At 35.2% G+C, this 26,577-nt stretch carries 29 protein-coding genes; 22 read left to right on the plus strand and 7 right to left on the minus strand.

Features of this window, described 5'->3' with window-relative positions; translation table 11 throughout:
- Window position 1 precedes the first annotated feature (1 nt).
- The 16 genes from MKY04_RS09330 to MKY04_RS09405 all read left to right on the plus strand — a co-directional run bounded on the left by MKY04_RS09330 (window position 2) and on the right by MKY04_RS09405 (window position 11,476).
- Window positions 2-1,516, plus strand: a complete 1,515-nt coding sequence (locus MKY04_RS09330; protein WP_346235733.1) for a hypothetical protein — start codon at window positions 2-4, stop codon at window positions 1,514-1,516.
- 27 nt (window positions 1,517-1,543) lie between these two features.
- Complete coding sequence (locus tag MKY04_RS09335; protein ID WP_346235734.1) at window positions 1,544-2,515, plus strand: hypothetical protein; 972 nt, start codon at window positions 1,544-1,546, stop codon at window positions 2,513-2,515.
- Between the two features lie 41 nt (window positions 2,516-2,556).
- On the plus strand, window positions 2,557-3,114 hold the full coding sequence (locus tag MKY04_RS09340; RefSeq protein WP_346235735.1) for a LysM peptidoglycan-binding domain-containing protein: 558 nt from the start codon (window positions 2,557-2,559) through the stop codon (window positions 3,112-3,114).
- A 6-nt stretch (window positions 3,115-3,120) separates the two neighbouring features.
- Window positions 3,121-3,438 carry a phage baseplate plug family protein gene (locus MKY04_RS09345; protein WP_346235736.1) on the plus strand — a complete coding sequence of 106 codons (318 nt, stop codon included), beginning with the start codon at window positions 3,121-3,123 and terminating at the stop codon, window positions 3,436-3,438.
- On the plus strand, window positions 3,431-4,231 hold the full coding sequence (locus MKY04_RS09350) for a phage protein (protein ID WP_346235737.1): 801 nt from the start codon (window positions 3,431-3,433) through the stop codon (window positions 4,229-4,231). The genes MKY04_RS09345 and MKY04_RS09350 overlap by 8 nt, the downstream gene beginning before the upstream one ends.
- Window positions 4,228-4,605 (plus strand): Gp138 family membrane-puncturing spike protein, encoded by a 378-nt coding sequence (locus MKY04_RS09355; RefSeq protein ID WP_346235738.1) that lies wholly within the window; start codon window positions 4,228-4,230, stop codon window positions 4,603-4,605. Before MKY04_RS09350 ends, MKY04_RS09355 begins: the two co-directional genes overlap by 4 nt.
- Window positions 4,605-4,958, plus strand: coding sequence for a DUF2634 domain-containing protein (locus tag MKY04_RS09360; RefSeq protein WP_346235739.1), 354 nt, complete (start codon window positions 4,605-4,607; stop codon window positions 4,956-4,958). Before MKY04_RS09355 ends, MKY04_RS09360 begins: the two co-directional genes overlap by 1 nt.
- Window positions 4,951-6,129 carry a baseplate J/gp47 family protein gene (locus MKY04_RS09365; RefSeq protein WP_346235740.1) on the plus strand — a complete coding sequence of 393 codons (1,179 nt, stop codon included), beginning with the start codon at window positions 4,951-4,953 and terminating at the stop codon, window positions 6,127-6,129. Before MKY04_RS09360 ends, MKY04_RS09365 begins: the two co-directional genes overlap by 8 nt.
- Window positions 6,122-6,769, plus strand: a complete 648-nt coding sequence (locus MKY04_RS09370) for a hypothetical protein (RefSeq protein WP_346235741.1) — start codon at window positions 6,122-6,124, stop codon at window positions 6,767-6,769. The genes MKY04_RS09365 and MKY04_RS09370 overlap by 8 nt, the downstream gene beginning before the upstream one ends.
- Before the next feature lie 14 nt (window positions 6,770-6,783).
- Entirely contained in the window at window positions 6,784-8,931 is a 2,148-nt protein-coding gene (locus tag MKY04_RS09375; RefSeq protein WP_346235742.1) for a hypothetical protein, read from the plus strand.
- A gap of 10 nt (window positions 8,932-8,941) precedes the next feature.
- Entirely contained in the window at window positions 8,942-9,313 is a 372-nt protein-coding gene (locus tag MKY04_RS09380) for a hypothetical protein (RefSeq protein WP_346235743.1), read from the plus strand.
- Window positions 9,314-9,454, plus strand: a complete 141-nt coding sequence (locus MKY04_RS09385) for a hypothetical protein (RefSeq protein WP_346235744.1) — start codon at window positions 9,314-9,316, stop codon at window positions 9,452-9,454. It begins immediately after the preceding gene.
- A 115-nt stretch (window positions 9,455-9,569) separates the two neighbouring features.
- Window positions 9,570-10,097 (plus strand): hypothetical protein, encoded by a 528-nt coding sequence (locus tag MKY04_RS09390; RefSeq protein WP_346235745.1) that lies wholly within the window; start codon window positions 9,570-9,572, stop codon window positions 10,095-10,097.
- Window positions 10,098-10,208: 111 nt separating this feature from the next.
- Window positions 10,209-10,433 carry a hemolysin XhlA family protein gene (locus MKY04_RS09395; RefSeq protein ID WP_346235746.1) on the plus strand — a complete coding sequence of 75 codons (225 nt, stop codon included), beginning with the start codon at window positions 10,209-10,211 and terminating at the stop codon, window positions 10,431-10,433.
- A gap of 33 nt (window positions 10,434-10,466) precedes the next feature.
- Window positions 10,467-10,745 (plus strand): phage holin, encoded by a 279-nt coding sequence (locus tag MKY04_RS09400; protein ID WP_346235747.1) that lies wholly within the window; start codon window positions 10,467-10,469, stop codon window positions 10,743-10,745.
- Complete coding sequence (locus tag MKY04_RS09405; RefSeq protein WP_346235748.1) at window positions 10,745-11,476, plus strand: peptidoglycan recognition protein family protein; 732 nt, start codon at window positions 10,745-10,747, stop codon at window positions 11,474-11,476. The genes MKY04_RS09400 and MKY04_RS09405 overlap by 1 nt, the downstream gene beginning before the upstream one ends.
- 148 nt (window positions 11,477-11,624) lie before the next feature.
- Here the strand turns inward: MKY04_RS09405 and MKY04_RS09410 are convergent, their stop codons facing one another.
- Window positions 11,625-11,870: a helix-turn-helix domain-containing protein gene (locus MKY04_RS09410; RefSeq protein WP_346235749.1), complete on the minus strand. Its 246-nt coding sequence runs from the start codon at window positions 11,868-11,870 to the stop codon at window positions 11,625-11,627.
- Window positions 11,871-12,494: 624 nt separating this feature from the next.
- Between MKY04_RS09410 and MKY04_RS09415 the strand changes: the two genes are divergently transcribed.
- Window positions 12,495-13,604, plus strand: coding sequence for a hypothetical protein (locus tag MKY04_RS09415; RefSeq protein WP_346235750.1), 1,110 nt, complete (start codon window positions 12,495-12,497; stop codon window positions 13,602-13,604).
- A 346-nt stretch (window positions 13,605-13,950) separates the two neighbouring features.
- Here MKY04_RS09415 and MKY04_RS09420 read toward each other — a convergent pair whose 3' ends face one another.
- Complete coding sequence (locus MKY04_RS09420; protein ID WP_346235751.1) at window positions 13,951-14,226, minus strand: hypothetical protein; 276 nt, start codon at window positions 14,224-14,226, stop codon at window positions 13,951-13,953.
- Between the two features lie 223 nt (window positions 14,227-14,449).
- Here MKY04_RS09420 and MKY04_RS09425 point away from each other — a divergent pair, with 223 nt between their 5' ends.
- A complete protein-coding gene (locus tag MKY04_RS09425; RefSeq protein WP_346235752.1) occupies window positions 14,450-14,782 on the plus strand; it encodes a hypothetical protein in 333 nt (110 codons plus the stop codon).
- A gap of 100 nt (window positions 14,783-14,882) precedes the next feature.
- Window positions 14,883-16,451 (plus strand): IS1182 family transposase, encoded by a 1,569-nt coding sequence (locus MKY04_RS09430; RefSeq protein ID WP_346234597.1) that lies wholly within the window; start codon window positions 14,883-14,885, stop codon window positions 16,449-16,451.
- Window positions 16,452-16,927: 476 nt separating this feature from the next.
- Here the strand turns inward: MKY04_RS09430 and MKY04_RS09435 are convergent, their stop codons facing one another.
- The 5 genes from MKY04_RS09435 to istA (MKY04_RS09455) form a co-directional block, all read right to left on the minus strand.
- Window positions 16,928-18,388: an IS1182 family transposase gene (locus tag MKY04_RS09435; RefSeq protein WP_346235190.1), complete on the minus strand. Its 1,461-nt coding sequence runs from the start codon at window positions 18,386-18,388 to the stop codon at window positions 16,928-16,930.
- A gap of 463 nt (window positions 18,389-18,851) precedes the next feature.
- The gene (gene istB, locus MKY04_RS09440; protein WP_346235865.1) at window positions 18,852-19,604 is read right to left on the minus strand and encodes an IS21-like element helper ATPase IstB; all 753 of its coding nucleotides are present in this window, start codon (window positions 19,602-19,604) and stop codon (window positions 18,852-18,854) included.
- An 8-nt stretch (window positions 19,605-19,612) separates the two neighbouring features.
- Window positions 19,613-20,896 carry an IS21 family transposase gene (istA, locus tag MKY04_RS09445; protein ID WP_346235252.1) on the minus strand — a complete coding sequence of 428 codons (1,284 nt, stop codon included), beginning with the start codon at window positions 20,894-20,896 and terminating at the stop codon, window positions 19,613-19,615.
- A gap of 278 nt (window positions 20,897-21,174) precedes the next feature.
- Entirely contained in the window at window positions 21,175-21,900 is a 726-nt protein-coding gene (gene istB / locus MKY04_RS09450) for an IS21-like element helper ATPase IstB (RefSeq protein WP_346234634.1), read from the minus strand.
- Window positions 21,893-23,323, minus strand: a complete 1,431-nt coding sequence (gene istA / locus MKY04_RS09455; protein WP_036176596.1) for an IS21 family transposase — start codon at window positions 23,321-23,323, stop codon at window positions 21,893-21,895. The genes istB (MKY04_RS09450) and istA (MKY04_RS09455) overlap by 8 nt, the downstream gene beginning before the upstream one ends.
- 959 nt (window positions 23,324-24,282) lie before the next feature.
- On the opposite strand from istA (MKY04_RS09455), the gene MKY04_RS09460 reads away from it, so the two are divergent.
- From MKY04_RS09460 to MKY04_RS09470, 3 genes are all read left to right on the plus strand, one after another.
- A complete protein-coding gene (locus MKY04_RS09460) occupies window positions 24,283-25,329 on the plus strand; it encodes an XdhC family protein (RefSeq protein WP_126296038.1) in 1,047 nt (348 codons plus the stop codon).
- Complete coding sequence (locus MKY04_RS09465) at window positions 25,322-25,927, plus strand: nucleotidyltransferase family protein (protein ID WP_346235753.1); 606 nt, start codon at window positions 25,322-25,324, stop codon at window positions 25,925-25,927. The genes MKY04_RS09460 and MKY04_RS09465 overlap by 8 nt, the downstream gene beginning before the upstream one ends.
- A 197-nt stretch (window positions 25,928-26,124) precedes the next feature.
- A complete protein-coding gene (locus MKY04_RS09470) occupies window positions 26,125-26,451 on the plus strand; it encodes an antibiotic biosynthesis monooxygenase family protein (protein WP_126296036.1) in 327 nt (108 codons plus the stop codon).
- The last annotated feature ends 126 nt before the right edge of the window (window positions 26,452-26,577 follow it).

Here is a 26,577-nt window from a genome sequence, read left to right on the forward strand (position 1 = left end):
TATGAGCTTAAGAGATCTATTTGTAGAGATCGATATAGATGCAGATAGCTCCCCTCTTTTAACCTTAGACCAAGCTCTTGATGAAGTTAAGAGGTCCTTTTTTGAGATAGATACTTCTGAATTAGATGAAATAAGAGGAGAGTCTATCCTTGCTTCTTTGGGAATGAATGAACTATCTAACGAGATTGATGAAGTAGGTAGAGACCTGGATCAATTGACAATTAATCCTCTAAATAGACTAAATGCTGATACCTTGGCCACGGCCTTACAAATGGAACATTTAGATCAGAATGTGGATGAAGTTCAAAGATCTCTTCTAGGGTTGGATACTCTTGGATTAACTGATCTTCAGGTAGATGCTTTATTAGCTGCTATAGGAGTAGATAAACTAAATGATGAGATTGAGGAATTAAGGAGAGAAATAAGCCTTTTAAAAGTCACTCTAGATGGATTAAAGAGTGATGTCCTGATGACAACTCTCCAGATGGGTCTTTTGGAAGAAGCTTTAGAGGATATAACCAAAGAAGAAAGAGACGCTATAATTGCTACAGGATTATTGGGTAATTCCTTTATGGTTACTGGAGGACAAGGAGTGGCGATGGGGGTTGGTATATCTGCTGCTATAGCTTTAATCCCAGCAATATTAGCTCCGATAATTGTAATGGTTGGAGCTCTAGGGGCTTCATTATTAGCTGCTGGAGGAGCTGCCGCCGCCTTCGGAGCTATTGCCATTCCAACACTTACAAGCTTCTTTGAAACTGCTACAGAAATACAGCAATTACAAGAAGATCTTGCCAATGCTGATACCTATGAGGAACAAGTAAAAGCCCAGCAAGCCTTAACCGAAGCTATGGAGGGACTAAGTGAAGCTGAAGTAGGAGCTCTAACTGCCCTACAGGACTTTAAAGACTTCTGGAAGGATTTCTCAGCTCGATTTGAGGAACCCAAATTCGATATATTTGCTACTGGATTAGAGACAACCGAAAATCTCTTAACTCGATTAGCTCCAGCTATGCAAAGCGCTGCAGAAGTTATGGATGAGTTATTAAATAGCTTCAATAATTCCTTAGGATCTGGAGGAGAAAACAATTTCTTTACTTGGCTAGAAACTTATGGTGCAGATTCACTTCGAAATTTTGGGTATATCGTTAGTAATACTCTAAGTGGTATCTGGAAGATGTTTAGTGCATTTTCTCCAGTAGCTACCGAGTTCGAGGGTGGATTATTGTCCATGACAGAGAGATTCAGTGAATGGGCTGGAAGTTTATCTTCTTCGGAGGGATTCCAACAGTTTGTGGATTATGCTCTTACTAATGGTCCTTTACTTATGGGAGTATTAGGAGACATCTTCGGAGTAGTAGGAGATCTATTAGTATTCCTTGCACCATTCGGTACTGTACTTCTAGCAGGATTAGAACAGGTAACCTCCTTCATAAGTGGTGATGTTGCCCCTATACTGTCCTCATTAGGAGGTACTATAGGAGAAGCACTGGAACAATTAGCTCCATTTGGATAGGCTATTCTAAATACCTTAAATCACATGATGACTGGAACTGGGGACTTAGGGGATATATGGGGAAATCTCGGTATACCTCCAGAGACAGTAGACAGTATAATTCAATATGTTCAAATAGGAGTAGAGAACTTCGAAGCCATTAAAGCTGCTATCACTAGTTTTGTGGATGAAGTGATTGTTCCTCTTATGCCTAAAGCTCAGGAAATGATAGGACCAACTATGGAGTTTATAGGTAACATCATTGGAGGAGTAATTAACGTAGTTGAAACCCTATCCACAGTAATTCGTGGAGTAATTGAAAATGTAATAGTTCCATTATTCCCAGTTGCTCAGGATGTTATCTCTACCGTAATGGATTTCATTTCACCTATATTAAGGATAGTTGGATCATTAATCTCTGGTATTTCAGACGTAATTAAGTTTTTAGTTGAAGAAATAGTAGTTCCTTTATTCCCACTTATCCCAGCTACGATTGAAGCTGCATGGGTAATTTTAGAGCCAGTCTTAGGTTTTATTGCTGATATGTTTGACGGTATAGCTGATTCTATTGAATGGGTAATAGATAAAGTAGGAGTTTTAGGGAATGCTCTTAAAAACTTCGATATTGGCGATAAAATTAGTAAGGGAGTAGAAGACGTTACTGGATGGCTCCCTGGATTTGAAGTGGGATTAGGAAGAGTCCCTTATGATGATATGCCTGCCTTGCTCCACAAAGATGAGGCTGTACTTCCAGCAGAGGAGGCCAACTTCTTAAGGGATGCAGGTATATTAAAAGGGGATGGAACAGGTCCAACGTTGGATTTCGGAAGCTCAGAGAGTTATGCTGAGACTTCTCAAGTAAGAGGAACATCAACTAGTAGTACTGTGGTTCAAGCTCCTGTAAATATCGTAGTTCAAGGTGGTAACACTAACGAAGAGACAGGGGTAGCTATTAAAGATGCATTGGATGAATACTTCGGAAATTTAAATACCATCATACCAACACCTAGGGAGGGATAATCATAGCTAAAGAATTAGTAGGAACATCAAAAATAAATGGTTTGCTCGTACATGTTACTGATGAAGATGCAAATTTTGACGTTAATATCCCTACCCATAAGGTTGAGAAGGGCATCAATTTAGCAGATCATGTTGAGCGCTTACCTGAGGTAATTAAATTATCAGGTTTATTAATTAGGCCAACTGCAGAACGCGTAGAAAGTCTAATACAAAAATTAAAGAAAATTGAAACCGAAGGTAAAAAAGTAACTTATGAGGGCAGACGCATATATAAAAATATGTTACTTCAAGGTTTAAGTATAAAAGCAAACTCAAAGGTAATGAATGGTTACAATTTTAGCTGTACATTAACTGAAGTTCGTATTGCTCAATCATCATATGTACAACCAAAAACTAAAGCAGTTGTTGCTAAAGTAGCCCAAGCAGGTCGAAAACAGACAGCAAATAAGAAAGCCTCTCCAATTTACCATACCGTAAAAAGGGGCGATACTTATTTTGGATTGGCTAAAAAATATAACGTGAAATGGCAACAAATCCAAAGTTGGAATAGATACGATCCAAAAAGAATACCAGTGGGAGTAAAAATGAGAGTGGGGTGAGTGTAATTGGATAAAGAGTATATTGAAATAGAAAAGGCACTCATTCCATATCGTTTTGAAATTGAGTTGGGTGCTGAGTTGTTTGAATTAGAAATACAATACAACCAAATAGGCGATTATTTTACAATCGACTTATATAAAGATGGAGAGGTTCTTTGTTACGGTGAAAAAATCGTTTACGGGGAACCTCTTTTTAGTGAAATTTATGACACTCGGTATCCAGCACCCACTATTATCCCAATTGACGAATCTGGAAAGGAATCGAGAGTCAGTTGGGATAATCTAAACGAATCCGTTTTCTTAGTGGTGATGAATTATGAATAGATTATTTAAACGTGTTGTAGAAGTCATTAGCGGCAATGTGAGGATGAATAATGATGAATTAGACATTTACTTTAACATTCCATTCGACGACGATTTAGAGCCAAATTTGAGCGAGATAACAGTATACAATCTATCACAAACAACTATTAACCAACTGAAAAGAGGTCAGAAGCTATCAATCAATGCTGGTTATAGTGATGATAAAGGATTAATTCAATCGGGTGAAATTAGTTCTGTCTCAACAAAATGGGAGGGTGCAGATAGAGCAACGCTTATTAAAGTGTTAGATTCAGTACCTTACAATAGTGCAAAGACTCTTCAACGGTCATATAAAAATAATATAAAGGCAGACGCGATTATAAAGGATCTTGCACAAGCATTAGGATTAAAAGTAGCGACTTTAAGATTACCTACTAACAAAGTCTTTAAAAAGGGTTATTCAATCGATGGTGAAATTATAAAATCAATCCAAAATATTGCTGAAGATTGTGGAGCATCTGCATATATATCCCGACAACAAGCTTTTATTCGACCTATTACAGAAGGAGATAATCATAATTTCGTGCTAAATTCAGACACTGGGCTAATTGGTTCACCTGAGTACTTTGAGGAAGAAAAAAACGGAAAGCTAGTTAAGGGTTATAAATTTAAATCATTATTACAGTATCGAATGAATACAGCCTCTATTATTCAACTACAATCAAGAGAAGTTAAAGCAACATTGAGAATTCGTAAAGGCAAGCATATCAATAATGGCTCATCATTTTACACAGAGGCGGAGGCGATCATGTGAGTAATGCAACACAATTTTTTGAAAACATTAAGAAAGCAGTACTTACTAATATCAATACTGCAATGCCTGCAATGATATTAAGCTATAACGAAACAACTTGTACAGCTAAAATTCAACCTTTATTTAAGGTAAAAGAAGTTGGAAAGGAACCTGTTTCTTTACCAGCAATAGAAGGTGTTCCAGTATTAAAGCAAAAATTCCGTGTTAATGGTGGCGCTGTACAAACTTACACTCCTGTTTATTCTGAAGGAGAAGTAGTTTATGTAGTATTTAGTCAACGTGCTTTAGACGAAGCGCAAAAGGGGAATAACGTGTTTCCTGGAACCTCTCGGATGTTTAGTATTCATGATGCTGTGATTGTGGGGTTGTTTTAATGAAAACTTTGGGATTGTTAAATGGTGATTTAAATTTAGAAAACGGGGATTTCGTATTAATAGAAGGTCCAGAAGAAATTGCTCAATGTATCGCTATTTCATTCGGTACAAATTTGAAAGAATGGTTTTTGAATGAAGAAGAAGGTCTTGATTTTACAAAAATCTTAGAAAAATCGACAGACGATGAAGCTCGTGCAGAAGTATTACGGGTTCTATCAAAAGAGGATCGCATTGCTACAATTGATAGTTTGGAAATCGTAAACGACTATAAAAGTCGAAAACGAACTATTAAATACACTGTAACTTTAGTAGATGGCACTACTTTAAGCGAGGAGGTGTCAGTAGGTGCTTGACGAAAACGGCTTTAAAAGAAAGACTTACGATGATTTATTAACGGATATGTCTGCTAAAGCAAAAGAAATGTTTGGTGCTAACGCCAATGTCTCTGAACGGGCTGTGTTAGGTATCTTAATACGCATAATGGCGTGGTTTTTATCATTAGCTTGGATGGCAATCGAACAAGTTTATCATGCTGCATACCGTAAATCTGCAGAAGGAGCACAACTAGACAAGCTACTCCCTTTAGCTGGTACAACAAGAAATTTAGAAGAATATGCTTATGGTGAAGTCACTTTAACAGGTACCCCTAACTATACTGTTGAAAGTGGCTTTTTAGTTTCTAAAGACGATATACAGTTTGAAACGATTGAAGCAGTTACTTTAGATGTAAATGGCCAGGGCACAGTAGAAATTGTTTGTACAGAAATTGGCCCAATCGGTAATGTCGAAGCTAATAGCATTACGCAAATTGTAAATACCGATGCGAATGTAACATCAGTTACAAATGCAAAAGCTACTAGTGGTGGGCGTAACAAGGAAACTGATCTAGAGGCACGTGAAAGGTCAAATATCACTGTCGAAGGGCAAGGGAGTGGTACAACTGCTTCAGTTCGTCCTGAATTGTTAAAAATATCAGATGTACGAGCTGCTAGAGTAATAGAAAATTATGGAGATGAACCAGATGAATTTGGAACTCCTATACGTTCTATACAAGCATTTGTATTAGGAGGTAGTGATGAAGAGGTAGCTCAAGCAATTTTGAATAAAAAAGCTGGAGGAATTCGACCACACGGAACTACCTTTGTTCAAATTCCAGACTTAAGCGGAGATTTAAAGAGAATTGGCTTCACACGTGCTAAAGAAGTAAATTTATTTGCAAGAGTAACGATTACAAAAAATTCATCTTTTGAAGCAGACGGAGAAAATCAAGTAAAAAACGCTATAGTGAAATATATTGGTGGTGCTGATACAAATAATCAGTTATACGCCGGGCTTAATATGGGTGAAAAAGTCTATTATTCTCAGTGTATTAAGGCTGTTGCAATGAATGTGCCTGGAATTGTTGACGTTGATATTGAACTAAGTAAGGATGGCGTTGCTTATAGCAGTGCAAATATCGATATAGCAATAAACGAGGTTGCTCAAATAAGTTCAAATAACATAGAGGTGAACAGCAATGTTTGATTTAACAAGCATTGTTAGTCGTTTCTCAGATTACTTTGATAAGCAACCAACATCGAATATTAGTAAATTAATGAGGATTTTTAGCGATGAGTTGGTAGCTTTAAATTCGACTATTACTAAGGTTGGAGATTGGCGTGATATTGATAACGCTAAGGGAGTTGCTTTAGATGATATTGGGACTAACATCAACCAACCTCGTGGTGTTGCAACTGATGATATCTATCGAATTTTATTAAAGTCTAAAATTGCTCGAAATTTATCAGATGGGAGTATCAACACAATCATTAGAGTGTTAGCCATCGCTCTTTCGTGCGACTACAGTGAAATAAAAATTAAGGAAAAATGGGATGATGATTTAGATCCGGAAGAAGCTGCAATTAAAGTAATTGAAATGCCTTTAGATAGATTAAATGATACAGGATTAGACCCGATTAATTTTGCTCGTATTGTACAAAGAACAGTTGCAGGAGGGGTAAAGGTTGATGTTATCGAGTTAACCGGAACCTTTGAACTTGGCGATGCTAATGCTAATGACAATTATGATAAATTCCATGGATTAGGGGACATAAATAATCCTGATATTGGGGGTTATCTTGGTGCAGCATTTACACCAGCAACAGATCAAGAATTGCCGATTTAAGGAGAGTGATAAAAATGCCTGAACAATTACCTAAATGGCAAGCTATCGGTACTGAGCCGACAATAGAGTTACAAACAAATGGTTGGCAACCAGGTATGAAACCATCAGCACAGCACATGAACTGGCTTTTTAATCGAGCTTATAAATGCCTAGAAGATTTACAGAATAACAAAGCAGATTTAACAGCATTATCGACCTTATCCCAAACAGTATCAATAATAGAAAATCAATTATCAAATGAACCACCAGTACAATCTACCTTAGTTCGTGGAGAACAAACTCTAACAACCGAACACGACAGCACAGCAAGAGTAACAGCATTTGAGGGAGATACAATTGTTAATTTAGCGCCATTGTTCGATAGTGGATTGTGGGTTAAGAACCCCGCCGCAACAATTACGATTGATAGCCCAAACAAAATAACCATGGTTACTACAGGTCCATATGAAACCTATTTAGTAAAAGTGTCCGTTAAACCTAACACGCCTTATTTTCTAGGTGTCATTGCGGTAGGTGATGGTGTTTTAGTTGATTGGGGTGAATATGATTTGAGTGGAAATGTTATAGGTACAGTCAAACCCAATAATTCAAGTTTTACTACTTCTAGTAATGCGGCTTCCATACAAATTAATCTAAGTAATACAAAAGCAGGTACGTTTACTTATGAGAATGTAACGCTAGTTGAGGGAACAGAACCAAAAACTTTCGTAGCCAACATTCAAGGTATAACAAATCCAACAATCGACAACCCAACTACGGGCGACAGTTTGACGTTTTTAGGCACTTTCCATAAAGGTGATGTTGTTTCGGAGGATAAAGGGCAGTACTTTAAAATTAAGGCGGTAGAAGAAATGATATTAGACGGTAGTTTACCGTGGGTGCATAGCAATGTTGGAACTGATTATAAAATAGCGTCTGTAAATTTAGGTATAAATGGTGTTGCCGGTTCTGAAAAAGTCGTGAAATATAACGGAAAAATACTGCCTATTGTTGGTTCTGATTGGACTAAAGGTGATGAAGTACAATTATGGACAACTTCTAATGTATCTACTTTGTACATTTCAGCACTTAATACCGACACAGGATTTGGACCTAATTACGTACCTACAGCAGACGAGTGGAAAGCGTATTTCTTAGGTTGGAGAATGTACGATGCTAATGCTACAGTACCGCCTCAAAACGGTGGTAATTTACCTCAATATAACGGCGCTACCGGTCAAATTAAAGGTTGGGCTAAGATGGACTACACTACACCTTATGGTTGGAGAGGTTCAACTGGTACATTAACATTGCCAACAGTACGTAATGATTTACAAGGTTGGCAACCTTACAAACTAGTTTTTGACCTAGCAAGTCCAGTAAAAGAACCAGTACAAGCAATCAATACCGTTCTAAAACTATCAAAAGGCGATAACGCTTTACAAGTTTCAGAAGGGCGAATTGTTAGGGAAGTTGTGAAAGCTTATTATGATGGGAATACAAAAACGTCATATATTAATGCCCGTAACACAAGTTTAGCGAGTGCTAGTTGGACATCTATTAAAACAGACAATATTTTGCAAGTATACGCAGATGGCGAGCCGGTTGAGTGGTTTATCGGACATCAAACAGTTAACGGAGAACCATATGCGTATGCCGCAATAGAATTTAAAGTTGACGAAACAATTCAATTTTCAATAGACTATGAACCGTTATACACATTCGGAGTAACAGCACCTACAAACCCGATTACCATTGAATATCAATCTAATCTAGCAAGTGTTGTAAATCAAAATGTCGAGGACATTGTTGAACTTAAAGAAGATGTTGCGGTTATACAACGTGATATGGTGATTAAGGGTGAGGGGTTAAATTGGTTGAACGGTACATTGTTAAATGGATTTACTGGATATGTACGATTCGCTAAAGATTCAAACAACTATGTCCATATAGCTATGAGTGTAAAAACGCCTACCGTACCGAGTATAAACACATTAATATGTAGGTTGCCGGACGGGTTTTTGCCATATGATACGACGGTCATACCATTAGCTAGAGAGGATGGAAGTATTCAACCGGGTGTGTTGGCGTTTAAATATCTTAAAGGTGTTGTATGCCAGTCAAACAGTGGATTTGTTGCTGACAAAAGTTTATATGGGTATGTAATGTACAAAGCTAACTAGGGGTGAAACTATGAAAAAATGTTTAAAAATTGATGAGAACAAGTTTCTTGTACAAGGTGAAGATATTTGGATTGGTGATGATGAAGAAGTTCCTGCTGGCTATACTGACATTGATTTGCCTAGGGATTCAGAAGGTAATCAGTTAGGATTTTACAGAGCTAAATTAAACGGTTCGGAATGGGAAGAAGGATTAACACAAGAAGAAATTGACGCTATTGTGAATGCTCCGACAGAACCGACAGAACTTGAAAAACTTCAACAAGAAAACGAGCAACTAAAAGCTTCCGTTATTGAATTAACGACATATACTGCAGCACAAGAAGAACGCTATAACCAAGCAATACTTGAACTATCACAATTAATTGCAGGAGGTAATGTGTAAATGTTTACAACACAAAGTGCACTTGTAGCAATATGGGCAGAAGCTGTTCAAGAAGGAAAATACACACGAGAGCAAGTACCGAAGTTAAGTAACCTTCAAGAATGTGTTCATACAGTATTAGATGAGGAAAACGCAGCATAAAGCTAACGTTATTTTTTATGTTTAAAACGGATTTGAAATTTTATTTTAAGAACTGCTTCAAAAATATGTTTTATACGATAGTATAATTATAGACATATTTTTGGAGGCTTTGATTTTGATAACAATGATTATTATGTTTATTGTCTTATTAAGTGTTTCAGTAGGTGTTTTTTTTATCTTGACAATGGTCGTAAAGGCGAACAGAATAACTGCTCGTAATATTGAGATGTTTGGGTACTTCTTGTTAGTTGTATCATTAATATGGACAGGTATATATAATAGTACAGATGATATGGTAAAAGGTAGCGAATTCTCGAAGTTAGATGAAACGCTAAAAGTTCTATGGAGTTATGAAGGTGACAAAAAAGATTATTTAATCAATGGCGATATTGAGGATTTAAATGAAGATTATTTTAAATTAACTAACCACCTTCAAGGTCAAGTATTTAATGATAAACTTATCAATGAGCAAGCAGCTATTACTAAGAAAATTCACTATGGTTTATTTGTTTTGTCGTCATTATTTATTGCAGCTGGAAGAATATCAGAAGTAATAAATGTTAATAAACCGGATAAACCTTCAGCAAATAATAAGATGAAAAATATTAAGAACCATAAGCGAAGAAAGAAACAAAAAAAGTAAAATAAAATTACAGCCTTCCACCCTAATTGTGGAGGGTTTTTATTTTACATCAAAGTTATAGAAACGCACTGTGCCGAGCAGTGCTATTTTTATATAAGAGTAGGTGTTGAAATGGGCGAAGATTTGGTAAGAAACATTTATGAAAGATTAGGGGCAATTGAAGCAAAAATTGATGATGTAAGGGATATTCGTTTAACAGCAGAAAATGCAGAAGATATTGCTACAAAAGCTTTTGAGAGCACTAAGAGCGCTCATCATCGTTTAGATAAAATCGACAAAATTATTTGGTGGGTATCAACTACTGTCATTGGAGCAGTTATTTTAGCCTTATTATGATTAATTATTAAGATGAATTAGGAGGAATATTAAATGAAAATCAATTGGAAAGTACGCCTTAAAAACCCATATTTCTATGTAGCATTAGTTTTAGCAATTGTAGCGCCAGTTGGTACGTATTTTGGTGTAAATGCTGAAGATTTAACTACTTGGTCAGCGATTTTTGACTTAGCAAAACGAGCAGTATTAAATCCTTACGTAGTTGTAACAGTGATTGTATCTGTTGCAACTTTTTTAATTGACCCAACAACTAAAGGGTTGTCAGACAGTTCGCAGGCATTAACATATAAAGCGCCAAAGGGTGATAAGTAATGAGTTATACTTTCAAACAAAATCTAGTTCCTAAAGCAAAAGAAAAGTATAAATGTCCCTATACAATGATTCCGAATGGAATTGTCATCCACAACACTGCAAATGATGCATCTGCAGAAAACGAAGTAGCTTACATGCATAGTAATATAAATTACGTCTCTTATCATGTTGCTATTGATGATAAAGATGTTATTCAAGCTATACCATTCAATCGTAACGCCTTCCACACAGGTGATGGTATAGATTCTAAATGTGGCAATCGGACTAAAATCGGCGTTGAAATATGCTATTCAAAATCGGGTGGAATACGCTATGAAGCTGCAGAAGAAAATGCAGTACAATACATCGCTAAATTACTGCACGAACATGGATGGGGCACTGAACGCGTTTCGAAACATCAGGACTATAGCGGAAAATATTACCCCCATAGAATTTTAGATGAGGGGCGTTGGACAAGTGTTTTAAAGCGTATTGAAGTTGCTTTTCAAAAGTTAAAAGAAAAAGTAGGTGAAGAAGACATGACATTTAGTAGCAAAGCTATGAAGGAAAAGTATGAAACACGTACAAATTCCCCAGCTACTAAAAAATTGTTATTAGAAACTGCTCTAAGCATTAAAGAATTAAAACTTGATAGAGTGCATTGGCAAGAGCAGTACGAAAAAGGCAATATTAAAGAAGGTGATTGGAATGCACTCGCTTATGAAGTAGCTGTTCATTTTGCAAAAAAATAACTTTTTATAAAATTCAACATTTATCCATTATCCGGTCATTAGAAATCCATAGATTATAATATCAAGTTAACTTAACTTGAGTTGATCACTTCTTTAATGGCTCAAAAGACCGCCTTATCCATTTTTGTGAAAGGCGGTCTTTTTTAATTTATTCATCATATGGTCTGTACTTAGAATGTAATTCTTTGGATTCCTCTTTACGTCGCTCTATATCTTCCCTCAAAAATAGCTTATCACGGCTTAATTCTTTAATTGGAACGAGTTTTCCTCGTTTCACTAATGAATTTAGTGATTGGCGGCTTACTCCTAATACCTCTAATACTTCAGATGAGGTTAAGACCTCACTTTTTACATACTTAATAAAATCGTCTCTATTTTGAATATGATACTCCAAAAGTTTAACCTCTTTTCTTGAATAGGTGCTTAAAAATAAATAACACTAGCCAAAGAATGGATACACCAAAACCAAGCCATTTTAGAAAATCAATGTTGTTAAAATCAAGGTCCACCAAAAAGATTGCAACTAAAATAAAAACTAACCAATCTGTTGAGGATATTCTGTTCATAAAATAATGGAGGATATGATATTATTTAAGAGTGAAGGAGGGCTAAGTTTCAGCCCCCTTCGTTTGGGTTAGTCCTTGTCATTGCCTTTTTTTAACCAATCGATAATATCAAGTGACCCCTTGATACTAGCGATAACACCGGCAATGATGAGGACTATATTTCTTAAATCCTCCATTTTTTCACCTCCTTTCTATACTTTAATAATACACTATCTATTTACTTGTGTCAATAGTTAATGTGTATTTTTTTAACATTTTTTCAATGAAAAACCGCCTCTCAATAATTTGTAGAGGGCGGTCTTTTTTATAATTATCTAGTGACTTTTGGGTTGATTTAGAAAAATATAAACTAGTTATTCACTTTTATTGTTACACTAGATTATTTTATGTACAATTTATTAAACTACTAAATTTTTCTATTCAGTTAAAAAATTTACTTTGGAGGATGCTTGATGGAAGATTCTGTAAACATTTTACACATTCCGGATGATATAGGATACTGGCTTGTCAGAGCGGATGGAGGGAAATATTATGATGATTTTCTAATAAATAATTTTATTGCAGTATCGGATAATGAAATTACTTTGGAAACTATTAAAAATAGAGATTCCAACAGTATAGCAGGTACAACTATAGAACATTATAAGGCGCTTTACAGTGAAATATTTAAGGAATGGACCTCTCAACAAATCTCTCATGGAGCTAGTAGAACAAATAAATTTGTAGATGAAATGAAGATTGGTGATTTAATTCTAGTTCCTTCAAAAAAGTCGACTCATTTTATCATAGGAATCGTTACTAGTGAAGTATACGAGATACCAAAAGAAAAACTAGAATCAAAAATTGAAGTTCAGTATGCAGTTACTCCTTATTTAAAACGGAGAAGTGTACAGTGGATAAAGGAAGCACCTAGAAATGAAATATCAGAAAAACTTTATTGGATTTTATCTGCTCATCAAACAATTTTTGATTTAAAAGAGCAAAAGGAATATATAAATCAACTATTATCACCAATTTATATACAAGAAGGTTTTTGTCACGGCACCCTGAAGATTTCTAAAAAAGAAGGACTTAATCAAAATGAATGGTATGATTTATATTCTGTCATTAAAAATCACACAGATAATAAGGAAGAAGTTATAATCAAATCAAATGTACAAAGTCCTGGTCTTATTGAATTGGTTACAGCTAATCCGATTACCACAATTGCAATTATGATTGCTTTAAGTGGTGCAATATTCGGGGAAATTAGCATAGGTGGTATTAAATTACAAGGTATATTACCTTTTTACCAATCTTTCAGAAAAGGTGAAGTGGACATCAAAAAAGCTAAAAAAGAATTAGAAATCATGGAATTAGATAGAAAAGCGAAAGAAATAGGAAATGATCGGGCGCAATTTGAGTTAGATAAAGAAAAAAGCCAATGGGAAAAAGAGACAACAAAAAAAGAAGCCGAACTGGTCAGAGAACGACTTCAAATTAGTAATTTCGATGCAGGAAAGGTAATTCGATCCGAAACGCAAATGGATAGTGTAGACGTTTCGGATGAGGGTGAATCCTGAGAAATAAAATCGTGAATACTAATAAAAACACGAAAAAATAAACAAATTCAAATGGAACAATTAACGAAATCCCCTTAGTAAGAAGGTAAACAACAGACATTAGCAACATGTAACCGTATATTACCTGAACAAATTTCATAATAGTTCCAACCCTTTCCTTTGATTACATTTATCATCGCATTTTATTTTACATTTTTCAAGAAATAAAAGTCCTATTCCATACTAATATATGTAGTAATAGCGATATGATTATATCATTTGACCATTTTTATTTATTTCATCAACTTCCTTCAATTGATAGACAATCCTTATGAGCGCTTTCCTATATACAAGTGGGACCAGGTATTCACACTAACGTGAGCCTGGTTTCTTCATATTCTGCTGTTGCTATATAATTTTCAGCAAACCCAAATAACTCAACATCGGCATATTTCATAAATGGCAGCAAAGGTTTCCAATTAATTACAGAGTTTTTTACTAACCGTTGTAACTCTTCATTATTAACTGTACATAAAAGATCTATATTATCCATACCTTCTTTAAAACGATCTTTTAATAACAGTATCCTTTGCGGTTGTTTAATAAAGTACGGCTTACTCCACATCGATAAATCTTCGTTCAATAGAAAATACACACCTTCTATATGTGCCCATAAAAATAAACTCTCATATAAATCCCCCACATTTTGAATATGAACTATTTATTTTAACCTTATATACTCTTTCTACTTTAAAAATAAGAACATATAATCTAATATAGAATATAGAACAAGAGTTCCCTTTTGTAAATCGTTATTTTATAAATGAAAAGGTTTAGTCGCCATAAAATTCAAAGGAGTGGAAAGAATGCCAATCAAAAATAAGAACGTTCAAATAGAATTTGGGACAGGAGACATTTCGGTTCGGATTGGGTGTATGGGCGATAAAAGTTTTGGTGCTGTGCAGTTTGTAGAAATCGATCCATTACCTATAGGAGAGCATGTTAAAGCTGATGAAAAAAGCATAATTGGTATCGATGATGCTCCTGTTACATTTATATTCAATAAAATTGAAAGTTTAGATGTAGTGATTAATCAATTACAAAAGTTACGAGATAAAATGGATGATAAAGCAAATAAGGAAAAAGAGGCTGGGACAAAACCCGTCTCTGATGAAAAAGCCGGTGAAATTTTACGATAAGTAAAATTTCACCGGCTTTGATTATTTTAAATAAAAAATAAGGACCACTTCTGATAAAATTAAGTCACCACAACAAAATTATACAGAAAGAAGGATCCTTATGTTTAAAAATTATAACATGAATCAAATCGTTTTGCCTTTAGAATTAGAAGTAAAATTACAAAAAAATGATATTGCTTACCACGTGCATCATTTAGTGGAAAGTATTCCTCCAGAAGCATTTGAACCATTTCTCCGAAATGAGGGATGTCCTGCCTATCATCCACGCATGATGCTTAAAATTATCTTATGTGCCTACACACAATCTGTCTTCTCAGGACGCAAAATTGAAGCGTTATTAAAAGATAGTATTCGGATGATGTGGTTAGCTCAAGGGTATGAACCAAGCTACCGTACAATCAATCGTTTTCGTGTCCATCCAAAAGTAAAAGAATTGATTCGCCAATGTTTCGTCCAATTCCGGTGCCAATTGATTGAAGAAAAACTAATCCATCAAGAAGCCATTTTTATCGATGGTACAAAGATTGAAGCGAACGCAAATAAATTTACGTTTGTATGGAAGAAATCGATTGAGAAATATCATCAAAGTTTAATTGAAAAGTCCAACCAGCTATACAATGAATTACTTGAGAAAGAAATTATCCCTGAAATCGAACGTGAAAGCGATGAACAGTTATCATTAAAAGAACTCGCTCATTTGGTTCAACAAGTTGACGATATCGTAACCGAGTATGATAAGGAAATTGAGGCTTCATCAGATGTCCAAAAACGAAAAATTTTAAGAAGTGCACGCAAATATCCGAAACAAGTGCGTAATCAGTTGATTGATTTTGTCTTACGAAAGCAGAAATACCAACAAGACTTTGAAACTTTTGGCGCACGTAATAGCTATTCTAAAACAGATCGCGATGCGACATTTATGCGAATGAAAGATGATTATATGCAAAACGGGCAATTGAAAGCTGGTTATAATATACAAATCGCGACAGAGGGACAATACGCTTTAGCCTATAGTTTATTTTCAAATCCAACAGATACACGTACGTTAATTCCATTTCTAGATGAAATTGAGCAACATTATTTCGAACTACCGAAATACATTGTCGCAGATGCAGGGTATGGTAGTGAACAAAATTATCATGATATCCTTTCGAACAGAAAACGAGAAGCACTAATTACGTATAACATGTATTTGAAGGAACAAAAGAAAAAGTACAAACAGAACAAATTTAATCCCGACAACTGGGAATATGATGAAGAAACAGATACATATACATGCCCTAATCAGAAACGTCTTGAATTTCAATATGATTCTATCCGTAATGACCGTACAGGCTTCCAACGGAAGTTCAAAATCTACGAATGCGAAGACTGTTCTGGATGCCCATTCCGTTCATTGTGTACAAAAGCAAAAGAAGGCAACAATCGAAAATTAATAGTAAATGAAAAATGGGAACAACAAAAAGAATATGTAAGAATGAAGCTTTCAGAAGAGAAAACGAGTGCCATCTACCGAAAACGCAAAATCGATGTGGAGCCAGTTTTTGGATTCTTGAAGGCTAATTTGCGTTTCACTCGATTTTCTGTGCGAGGAAAATCGAAGGTTGAAAATGAAATGGGTCTTGCGTTAATGGCCGTGAATTTAAGAAAATTCACGGCCATTAACTAAGGGAACAGAAGAACTAATGTGAAAAAAGAGAGAAAGGTGAATTTGAGGGAACTCAAATTCACCTTTCTCTTTATTTGAAGCTAGTTATGTCCCAGCCCCTTTTTCCTTATTTATTATGTTTATAGTATCTGCCTGTAAATGTAAAATAATTTAGAATAAACGTTGTACCCCACTAGTACCCCAAAAGTACCCCAAAACAATGTGCTAAAATATACTAAAATGCTAAAAATGATTAACCTCTAATTAAGGCAAAACCTATGTGAATATTGAATTATAAAAATATGAAATTATACATTATAAAAGTAGTTGTACTCTGGTCAAAAAATACACCGCCGAAATGGTTGTCCTAAACACTCGTATATAGTAGAGGGCACTGAAAAACTTACGTTTTTTAGTTGTGTAAATGAAATTCAATACAAAAAAGGCAAATCGCCGTCTTATTTGGACGATAATTTGCCTTTTTCTTCCTCTCTTTTTTACTCTTTTTCGCTCAGAAGTTTTAGTATTCGCTTGAGGTTGACTACAAATATCGCTGTAGCTCCTTGAATCTCCATACCAAATAGACCTGATGATGATGCTGTATCATACCCATGTCTATGTTTGAGTTCACTATTTTTCGCTTCAACTTTATAGCGAGATTTTGCTTTTCTTTTAAATTCATCGGTTTCTTGGAATACTTCCTGGTCTTTGTGTTCCATTGATTTGATTGTCGTAGAATAAGTCTTACTTTTCGCTCCTTCTTTAAAACAACCTTCACGGTAAGGACAAACTTTACATTTTTCAATATCAAAATAATAAGTTTGTCTTTGATTTTTTCCTACGTTTTTCTTATTTGTTCGTGCTTTCCGTATTGCCATATGACCAGCTTTACAAACATACATCCCTGCATCTTTATTAAATTCAAATTCTTCTTCTTTCGTTCGAGTGCCTTGTGTAATTTGCGGGTTTAATTTTGATACTAATTCAAAATTATTTTCCTTTGCATAGCGAATGTTATCTTTTTCAGAATAAGCTGTGTCTCCAATGACTGTCTCCACTTTCATCCCTGTTTCTTGGCTTTTTTCAATTAACTCTTGTAGGTATTTTCCATCACTTTTTTCTCCTGTTGTCACAATAGCAGCTGTAATAATTCGTTCATCACTCATCGCAATATGCGTTTTGTAGCCAAAGAAAGAAGAGTCGGCAGTTTTGTGTCCAACACGTGCATCTGGATCATTGGAATAGCTAAGTTGTTCTGTGTAATCTTCTACTACTTCCTTTAGCACATTTAATTTTTCCTTAACGGCAGGAATCTCAGCTATGTGTGGTTCTGTTTCAATAACAGTAATCACTTGACGACAATAATTCAATTCATCCTTCACTTCGTTAGAAGTAGTTTTCGGTGGGAATTTTGTTTTCATCGATTCATCGATTTGATAGACAGCTTTTCGAACAGTTTTGGATTTTTCTTGTAAAAATTCTTTCGGTGATTTTTGATTATAACGTGCTTTCGTATGTGTGGCATCCACAATGATTGATTTACTTTTGATGAGTTCTTTTTCCAATGCAATCTCAACTGTTTTCCCAATTAGCATATCTAATAAACCCTCATCTGGAAGACGGAGTTTTCGAAATTTTGTTAGAGAACTTGGGTCAATCACAGAATCTTCTGGAGCCATATCGAGGAAATATTTAAACGACATATCATATTTAGAACGTTCTACTACATCTACATCTGATAAATCAAAAATGGATTTAAGCAATAGATATTTGAACATGCGAATGGGTGACACTGCATTGCGACCATTATCAAGACAATATTTTGTTTTCAGTTCTTCGAGGATAAAAGTAAAATCTACAAGTTCATTGATTTTTCGAAGCATATTTTCCTTAGGCACCACAATATCGTATATGGCCATGAATGGGCTAAGATTGAGAGATTCTTGGTTTGAAATCATTGGGTACACCACCTACATTTACTTCATTTAATTATACAGGAAAGGAGTTGCTTTTTTGAACGGAAAAATCTCTTAAAAAAGGAGAACATAGTGGATTGGAGTGGAAGGCAGCGACTCCAGCGGGAACAGCGCGAGCTGAAAGCCCCGCAGGAACGAAGTGACGAGGAGATTGAAGCCGTGCCCGCGGAAAGCGACTGCCTGGAACGGAAATCCACGGCTTCAAATGAAAAAGCGAGTATGAGAACGAATTGATCGTTCTCATACTCGCAACAAAAATCAGAAAGGACTTTTTCAGTGGCCTCATATAGTACGGGTGTTTTTTTTCGGAAAACATTGATATATAAAGGTTCTATTTGTTACATATAAGTATTCACAAAACATTTAAAAATTATGATATATACGATGTACCCTATAAATGTCAACACCAATATGTACATTTTTGCTCGTTTAAGGATGTACAAAATTACTCGTTTTCCGGGGCTAAATAATGCTTTAATCGGTATGATTCGCCGACGATTGTGACAACGCTAGCGTGATGTAAAATGCGATCTAAAATCGCATTTGCTAGCTTTGGTTCAGGAAAGATTTCATCCCATGATTTGAAGTTCACATTCGTTGTAAAAATCGTGCTACGTTTCTCATAACGAGCATCAATTAGTTGGAAAAACAACTTCGCATCCTCTGGATCGATTGGTAAATAACCAATCTCATCAATGATTAATAATTTATATTTCGTATAATGCTTCAAACGGCTCTCTAAGCGGTTTTCTAACCATGCTTTCTTTAAATTCTGGATTAAGTCATGGCACTTAATAAAATACGTACTTGTTCGTTTTTTTGCTGCAGTAATGCCAATTGCTGTGGCCAGGTGGGTCTTGCCGACACCACTTGGACCTAGAAATACGATATTTTCGTTTGCTTCGATAAAACGAAGACTTTGAAAATCAAGTAATTGTTGCTGATTTATGCTTGGCTGGAAGTCAAAATCAAAATCCTTCATTTCCTTTAAATGTGGAAACGCAGCCACTTTGACCATCGCATGAATCATATTTTGCTCACGCACATCAATTTCATAGTTTGTCAATTTAATGAGTGTATCAATAAATGAGAGCTCATTCTTTATACCGAAGTCGATGACTTCATTCAAATGGAGACCCATTTGCTTTAATTTTAAATACTCCAGGTTTTGTTGTAGCTGCTGATAGTTTGTGTTCATTATTGAATTCATTTATACATATCTCCAATCGCTGCTAAATTTCGCTTTGCTAAATCATTAATGTCAGGGTATTCCGGCATCGCTTTTATGATAATTTCACGGTAATGCGCCTCTTGATAATTCAATTTTGCTTCACTAATTTTATGCTGTGCGATTAGTTCCATGTTATAATAAATCCATAATTGATCATCGTATACTTGTAGACCTACTTTTTTTCCTTGATACCCCGCTGGTACGGAGTATTGATTGGATTTGTAGGAAATCATGTTAGATACATTAACTTTTACAAACGTATGGTTGATTCTGTAGGAATCTCTTACTCGTTCAGTTGGTAGCTGGAGTAAGTGATTCTTTTCTTTTTGAAATTCTAAAATAGGTATTTTATTGGTTCCTTGATGAACCTCATGATTGATTCTATTACATAAATTTTGAATATAATTATGTAATTCTGCCATATTAAATTTCCCTTGATAAGCATGAATTTCATCTAGTAATTTCATTGTTGTCTCTACTTTTCCTTTTGTACGAGGACGACCTGCTATACAAGGTTTAACCTTAAATCCAAAGTCCTTCGCAAATTGCGCAAATTTCGCATTTACTTTTCCAACAAAACGTTCTGTTCTTGCCTCATCCATTACGGTTTTCATATTATCAGTGATGAGTTCTTCAGGTACTCCACCCATTTTTTCAAACGTCTCTGTTAAGAACGAGCATAAAACAGCCTGGGATTTTGAAACACTCATATAAAAGAAGCGCATTCGTGAGTGGCTCAGTACTAATACTGCTACATTAATTTCAACTTGTTCCCCATCACTTGTTTCATAAAGAATACTTTCTTTCCAATCTAGTTGTGCTTGTTTACCTTTACGGGTTTCAAACCGAATACCGTTATTAATAGAAGCAACACGCTCGTCTTTCTCAAAATATGCTTTAAATTCTGGTATATTGGCAATATATGTACGGAATGTCGACTGCCCACATTTCAGACCGTGATTATCCTTTAAATACTGCCAAAGATTACGTCGATAATAAAAAACTTGCTTAGAATCTTCCGATAGAAGACTTGCAATAATCGGATAAAACTCATCGATTTTAGAAGGTTTATTACGTTTTATTTTTGGAACAAAGCCATTTAAGTACTTATCGATTGTTCGTCGATCTACACCCATGTCTCTCGCTAATTTACTTTTATTAATTTTCATCTTTAATTGCTCCATTACTTGTTTAAAATTTGCTAAGTCTGAAAGACTGTTGATTGTAAATTCCGTCTCTATATCTAGTTGAATATGCATACTAACACCTCAGTATTAGTATGAAATGAAGGAGCATTTTTGTACATATTTATTCAAGCGAGAGTGTACATATTTAAATTAGCATTTATAATGTACCCCAAATTTGCTTAATTATTTGCTCTATGTATTTAATTTAACAGCTTTTGTAACATAATAATTTTGTGCATAAGAAAGTTAAAGCTTCAAATTATAAATGACATCATTTAGCAAATGTATTTTGCAAGAAAAAAGTGCAGAGATTTGCAATTAATTATACAGAGTGTTGCCACCCAGTATTTTTACAATTTCTTCGATAAAGCATTTGTTAAACGGAAGCTTTGCCCCGTGTATGAAATAATGTGGGCATGGTGAATCAAACGATCCACCAGTGCTGCTGTTAAACGTGAATCTGCGAATATTCGATTCCACTGACTAAATTCTAGATTTGATGTAATTATCAAACTTTTTTGCTCATAACACTCTGAGATAATTTGAAATAGCAGCTCTGCACCATCTTTTCCAAATGGTACATATCCCATTTCATCTAAAATAATGACATCCACTTTTTCTAATTTTTTTCTAAAGCTTGTTAAACGACCACTACTTAAAGCATCCTCTAACTCTTCAACTAAATGAGAAACTCGATAGAATCGAACCTCAAACCCCATCTCACAGGCTCTTCGGCCTAAAGCGGAGGCTAAATGAGTTTTACCGGTTCCAGGTGCTCCGACTAAAATTATGTTCTCATGGCGATGTATAAAATCTAGGTTCATCAATTCCTCTTTCGTTAAATGTGAGGGGAGACAAATATCTTTATGCCATTCATAGTTTTCTAGTACTTTGTAATCTAAAAATCGTGCTTTTTTAATGTTTCTAGATGCTTTCGCCTGTTCACGGCCATCTCGTTCTTTTAGTAATAATTTATAGACAAATTCATCTGGTGTTGTAAATGGAATTTCCTCGAACCCCTCAGCGATATGAGCTAATCTAAGTTGCTTACATAAATGTTCGATCGTTTCATTCATTTTCACTCACCCCCGATGTTACTGGCTGTAGAGCATCATACTGTGACCACTCTACATCATAAGGATGAGAAGAAAGCTTATCATTATTGGCTATTAACTCATAAAATTGGCTATCAATTTCCTTCATATCATGCTGAAGTAGTAGGGTAATAACTTCTTCGATTCTCCGTTTCCGTAAAGATAAGGATGGGACTAATAAATATTCCCTTATACGTACCGGTAGGTACTCTGTATATCTTGAATGGCCAACTACTCTCGGTTTAAGTAGCCAGTCTTTGAATATATCAATCCAAGGTATAAACCTACGCTTTTTCATATATGGTCTTGAATCACTTAAAATTACTTCACCATTATTTGTTATGACCTTAAACTGATCCCAAAAAGTAACGCAATATAACTGCGAATAGTTCTTCGCCTTTGGCACATGAATGAGATGTTGATCCAATTTGAATTCGTTATATTTATTAAATTTGATTGGCATTTGTTTAAAAACTGGATAATCATTTTCAGGTAACTTTAATAATTGCTTCTGTTCACTCTCCCATAAAATTTCTATCATTTCACCCTTGCGATAGTGCATGCGTTTACGGTCTTCTACTAATCTCTCAGATAACTGATTTTCTAAATCTTCAAAGTCCTTCATTACAGGAGGGACACTAAAGAAGTTGTATCGAATATAACCAACTTTCCGTTCCACATTTCCTTTTTCATGACCGCTTCGGGGATTACAAACTTGAACTTTAAAGCCATAATGATTTTGAAAAGCAATGAATTCATCAGTTAACTGTGCTTCTCCTTCGGAACCACGCACTTTTTTCACCGCAGGTGTTAGATTATCGATTCTAATACTAAGTGGTACGCCTTCAGCTTGTTTAAAAAGTTTCTTCAGCCCACTTAAAAAGCACTCTTGGTTTTCAGAAGGAAGGGGGATTCCTAATGCGACATTACTTGCTGGAAATGACATTACTAGTGCATGTACATCTACTATTTCCCCTTCATGAACAGCTTCCATTATCCCAAAATCAACTTGAGCTTCTCCTTCAGGATGTGTTAATCGTTCAAATCCCTTGGAAATTTCATCATCTCTATTAGCTCTCCATTCCTCTATAAAGTTACAGACTGTTCGATAAGAACCTTTGAAGTCCATTTTTCCCAAGGCTTCATACATTTGCTTATTAGTTCTTCTTAATTTCTTCTTTACTTTTGAGTCCTCTTCAAGCCAATCACTTACGATTTCTCCCCATTTTTCGTCATACATCATTCCTTTCTTTATTTGTGTTTTTACTTGAGGTAGTTGATCCTTATCACCATATTTTTTTGCTGTTCTCCAATTGATGGATAAAGTTTCCGCAATTGTAGATATCGATAATCCTTTTTCATTTCTTAATGTTTTGATACAATTAATTTCAGACATTGCTAGCATCCTTTCATTCCTCCACTGCTAAAATTCGACACTTTAACAGTAGAATGACTTGGGGTGGCTGGCAAGTCTATTTTTTTGCACTAAAAAAGTGCTAGACTCTGTACAAATTCTTTGCACAAGTCTGCACTTTTATTTTGCAATAAACAGCAAAAGTAAAAACACTTAAAACCCTCTATTTAACACAAATAACTAACGAAATATTCAAAGTGGAAATGAGAAGCAAATGAATTTCAGAGTAGATGAAGAGTTGTTTATAAATTGTGAGGAACCGCCTTAAATTACAAAGGCTATTTCAACAAATAGAGTAGGGGAGATATATGCCTCTGGCGGGATTCGAACCCGCACTCCTTTCGTAAGCATAGGCTAGGGGGAACACGCTTCCCTACGGACTTTCACCGGCTAGGACTTTCACCTGCCTCAGCTATTTTGCTTTTCGGTGCTTCTGAAACCCTTGCCTTGCGACCCGGTTGCTACATTGTTTTCCGGCGCTCTTCCCTTCTATAGCTACAGAGGCAAAATAACTGGACGTTTCAGTAACTCTAATACTTTTTTACGATCAAAATAGATTGCTATGAATTCACATATAGCTACAACCATTAAAATGTTATTTTTAATTAGTACACATCTTTAATGGGGTTCTATATATTTACGCACAAAATTAGAAAAAGTTCCAATAAAATAAAAAAGAAGACTTAATTACTTTTTAACCATCCAGTTATAGACGTTATGATTATAACTTTTAAAATTCCGAGGGAAGACTACACAATGAACTTACGTATCTTCTAAACAATAAGTTGACTAACAATTCGGAATTTTGTTAATATATTAAAAGGTTATTCATGTTAGAAAACTTCACATCACCCTTGCTATCTTCATTACACTTCTCATTACAATAAATCATTAATATTTTCAACCACGCATTAATCTTTATACATTCGCTTGTGAAGGAGGCTTAAAAAATGTCTAGATTACAAGAGTTTCAAGAGCTTTTTTGCCAAATAAAAAATGCTTGGAATAATAATGAACAAACGGTTTTAGTCATTTTAGCAGACGTAAAAGGGTCTGCATATCGGTTGCCTGGAACAAAAATGTTAATGACATCTAGTGGTCTTATGGCTGGCAACATTAGTGGAGGATGTTTGGAGGCTGATTTATTTGAGTGGGCAAAAAAAGTATTTGAAAGCAATAAGCCAATGAATGTCCGCTATGATTTAAGTGAAACAGAAATTTGGAGTTTAGGAATCGGCTGCAAAGGTAATTTAGAATTTTTATTCCTTCCGATAGATCCTAAAAATCCGATTTGGAAAATAATTGATGTTCTTTTAGCCCAGGAACAGCCTTTTACTCTTATAATTGATATGGAACACGGAAATATAGCGATGCTTGAAATGGAAGATACTTTAGCGGGTGAAAAAAACGTCCCGAAAGCTATATTGGAAAATGCTTACCTCGCTTTCAATCGACAAACACGTGCAGAAATTTATACGTATAATGATGAACGTTTCTTTATAGATGTAGTAAAGCCAAGTGAAAGATTAGTAGTTGCTGGTGCTGGAAAAGATGCGATTCCTGTCGTGGAACTCGCATACAAAGCAGGATTTTCTGTAACGGTTTTAGATGAAAGATCCCATTTTAATAATCAACAGTTTTTTCCAAACGCAAAACATCTAACAATTGACCTTAAAAATTTAATAGCAAGCGAATTAAAGGATAGTTGGTGGGTCATTATGAATCATCATCAGGAAAAAGATGAGGCAAGTTTAAAATATGCTATTGAAAATCGACCTCGTTATATCGGTGTTCTTGGTCCTAAGTATCGAACAAACGAAATGCTGGAAAATATAGGATATACTTTAAATAATGCACCCATCTTTTCTCCAGTTGGATTAGACATAGGTGCTGAATCGATAGATGAAGTTGCTATTAGTATAGTTGCAGAGATTATGAGCTTAAGGGCGGGTCGTATACCACAATCGTTGAATGGAAAAGAGAAAATCCATGTATAAAATAGGCGCCATAATATTAGCAGCTGGACTTTCAAAAAGAATGGGAAAACCAAAATTACTCCTACCTTTTAATGAACTTCCATTAATATATTACCCTGTGTCGCTAGCTGTGCAAAATGAATTAAAGCCTATCGTTTTAGTCACGGGTCAATATATGAATGACTTGGAAAACACTCTTGGTCAATTTAATAAACAAGTAACCTTTGCTTACAATGATAAAACTGATACGGGTATTTCAAGTTCGCTAAAAATAGGGATAAATACGGTGAAAAGTCATGTGGATGCTGTACTAGTTTTCCTTGGGGATCAACCATTTGTACCGACCGAAGTTGTTCATAAAATTATTCAAGAATATCATATAAGCCAGCATAAAGGTATTCGAATTATACGACCTCGATATGGGGGGCAGGAAGGTCATCCAATTTTATTTGATAGTTGCTTGTTTCACGAATTTCAGCTATTACAGGGCGATATTGGAGGAAAAGAAATTATAAAAGCAAATAAAAAATATGTGAAATTGATTGATTTTCCAAATAAAGTTTGGGGAACGGATATTGATACGCCTGAAGAATATGACGCTTTAATCAAAGGAGTGTAGAAAAAGCGGGGATAACAAGGGAACCATAATGTTTTCCGCAACTAGTTCAACAGCTATTGTTAAACTTGTAATTGAAAAATTAATTCTACTGGAACTTCTACATAAAGATCTTGTCTTAAAACATGTTGTTTTTGAATATAATTTTTTATGATGTATATAAACGCTTTTATTCAAAAGAAATTTAGGGGGATTAACCTATGAGTGGAATATCAAAAACTCCTGAACCACCGTATTACGCAGTAATTTTTTCCTCACAAAGAACTGAAGGAGACAAAGCTTATGGAAGAATGGCTGATAAAATGGTGGAACTTGCTTCTCAGCAGAATGGGTTTTTAGGTGTTGAAAGTGCGAGGGATGAAAAACTAGGAATAACTGTTTCATATTGGGACTCGTTAGAAGCCATAAAAAATTGGAAAGAAAATTCAGCCCATAAAGTTGCGCAGACGAAAGGGAAAACAGATTGGTATAAAAATTTTTCTCTTAGAGTTTGTAAAGTTGAGAGGCAGGATTTTTTTGAAATGTGACAATTATTTTACTTCAGTATAGGGTGGACCTTGAATTACGGATGACAAAGCTTTCTAAAAAGAAAAAACTCTACTTTCAATTAAAAAGTGGAGTTTTTTGTCATTTTGAAAATGTGAGCATTCATT

The organism is Lysinibacillus telephonicus (assembly GCF_039654155.1).
Lineage (GTDB): Bacteria > Bacillota > Bacilli > Bacillales_A > Planococcaceae > Ureibacillus > Ureibacillus telephonicus.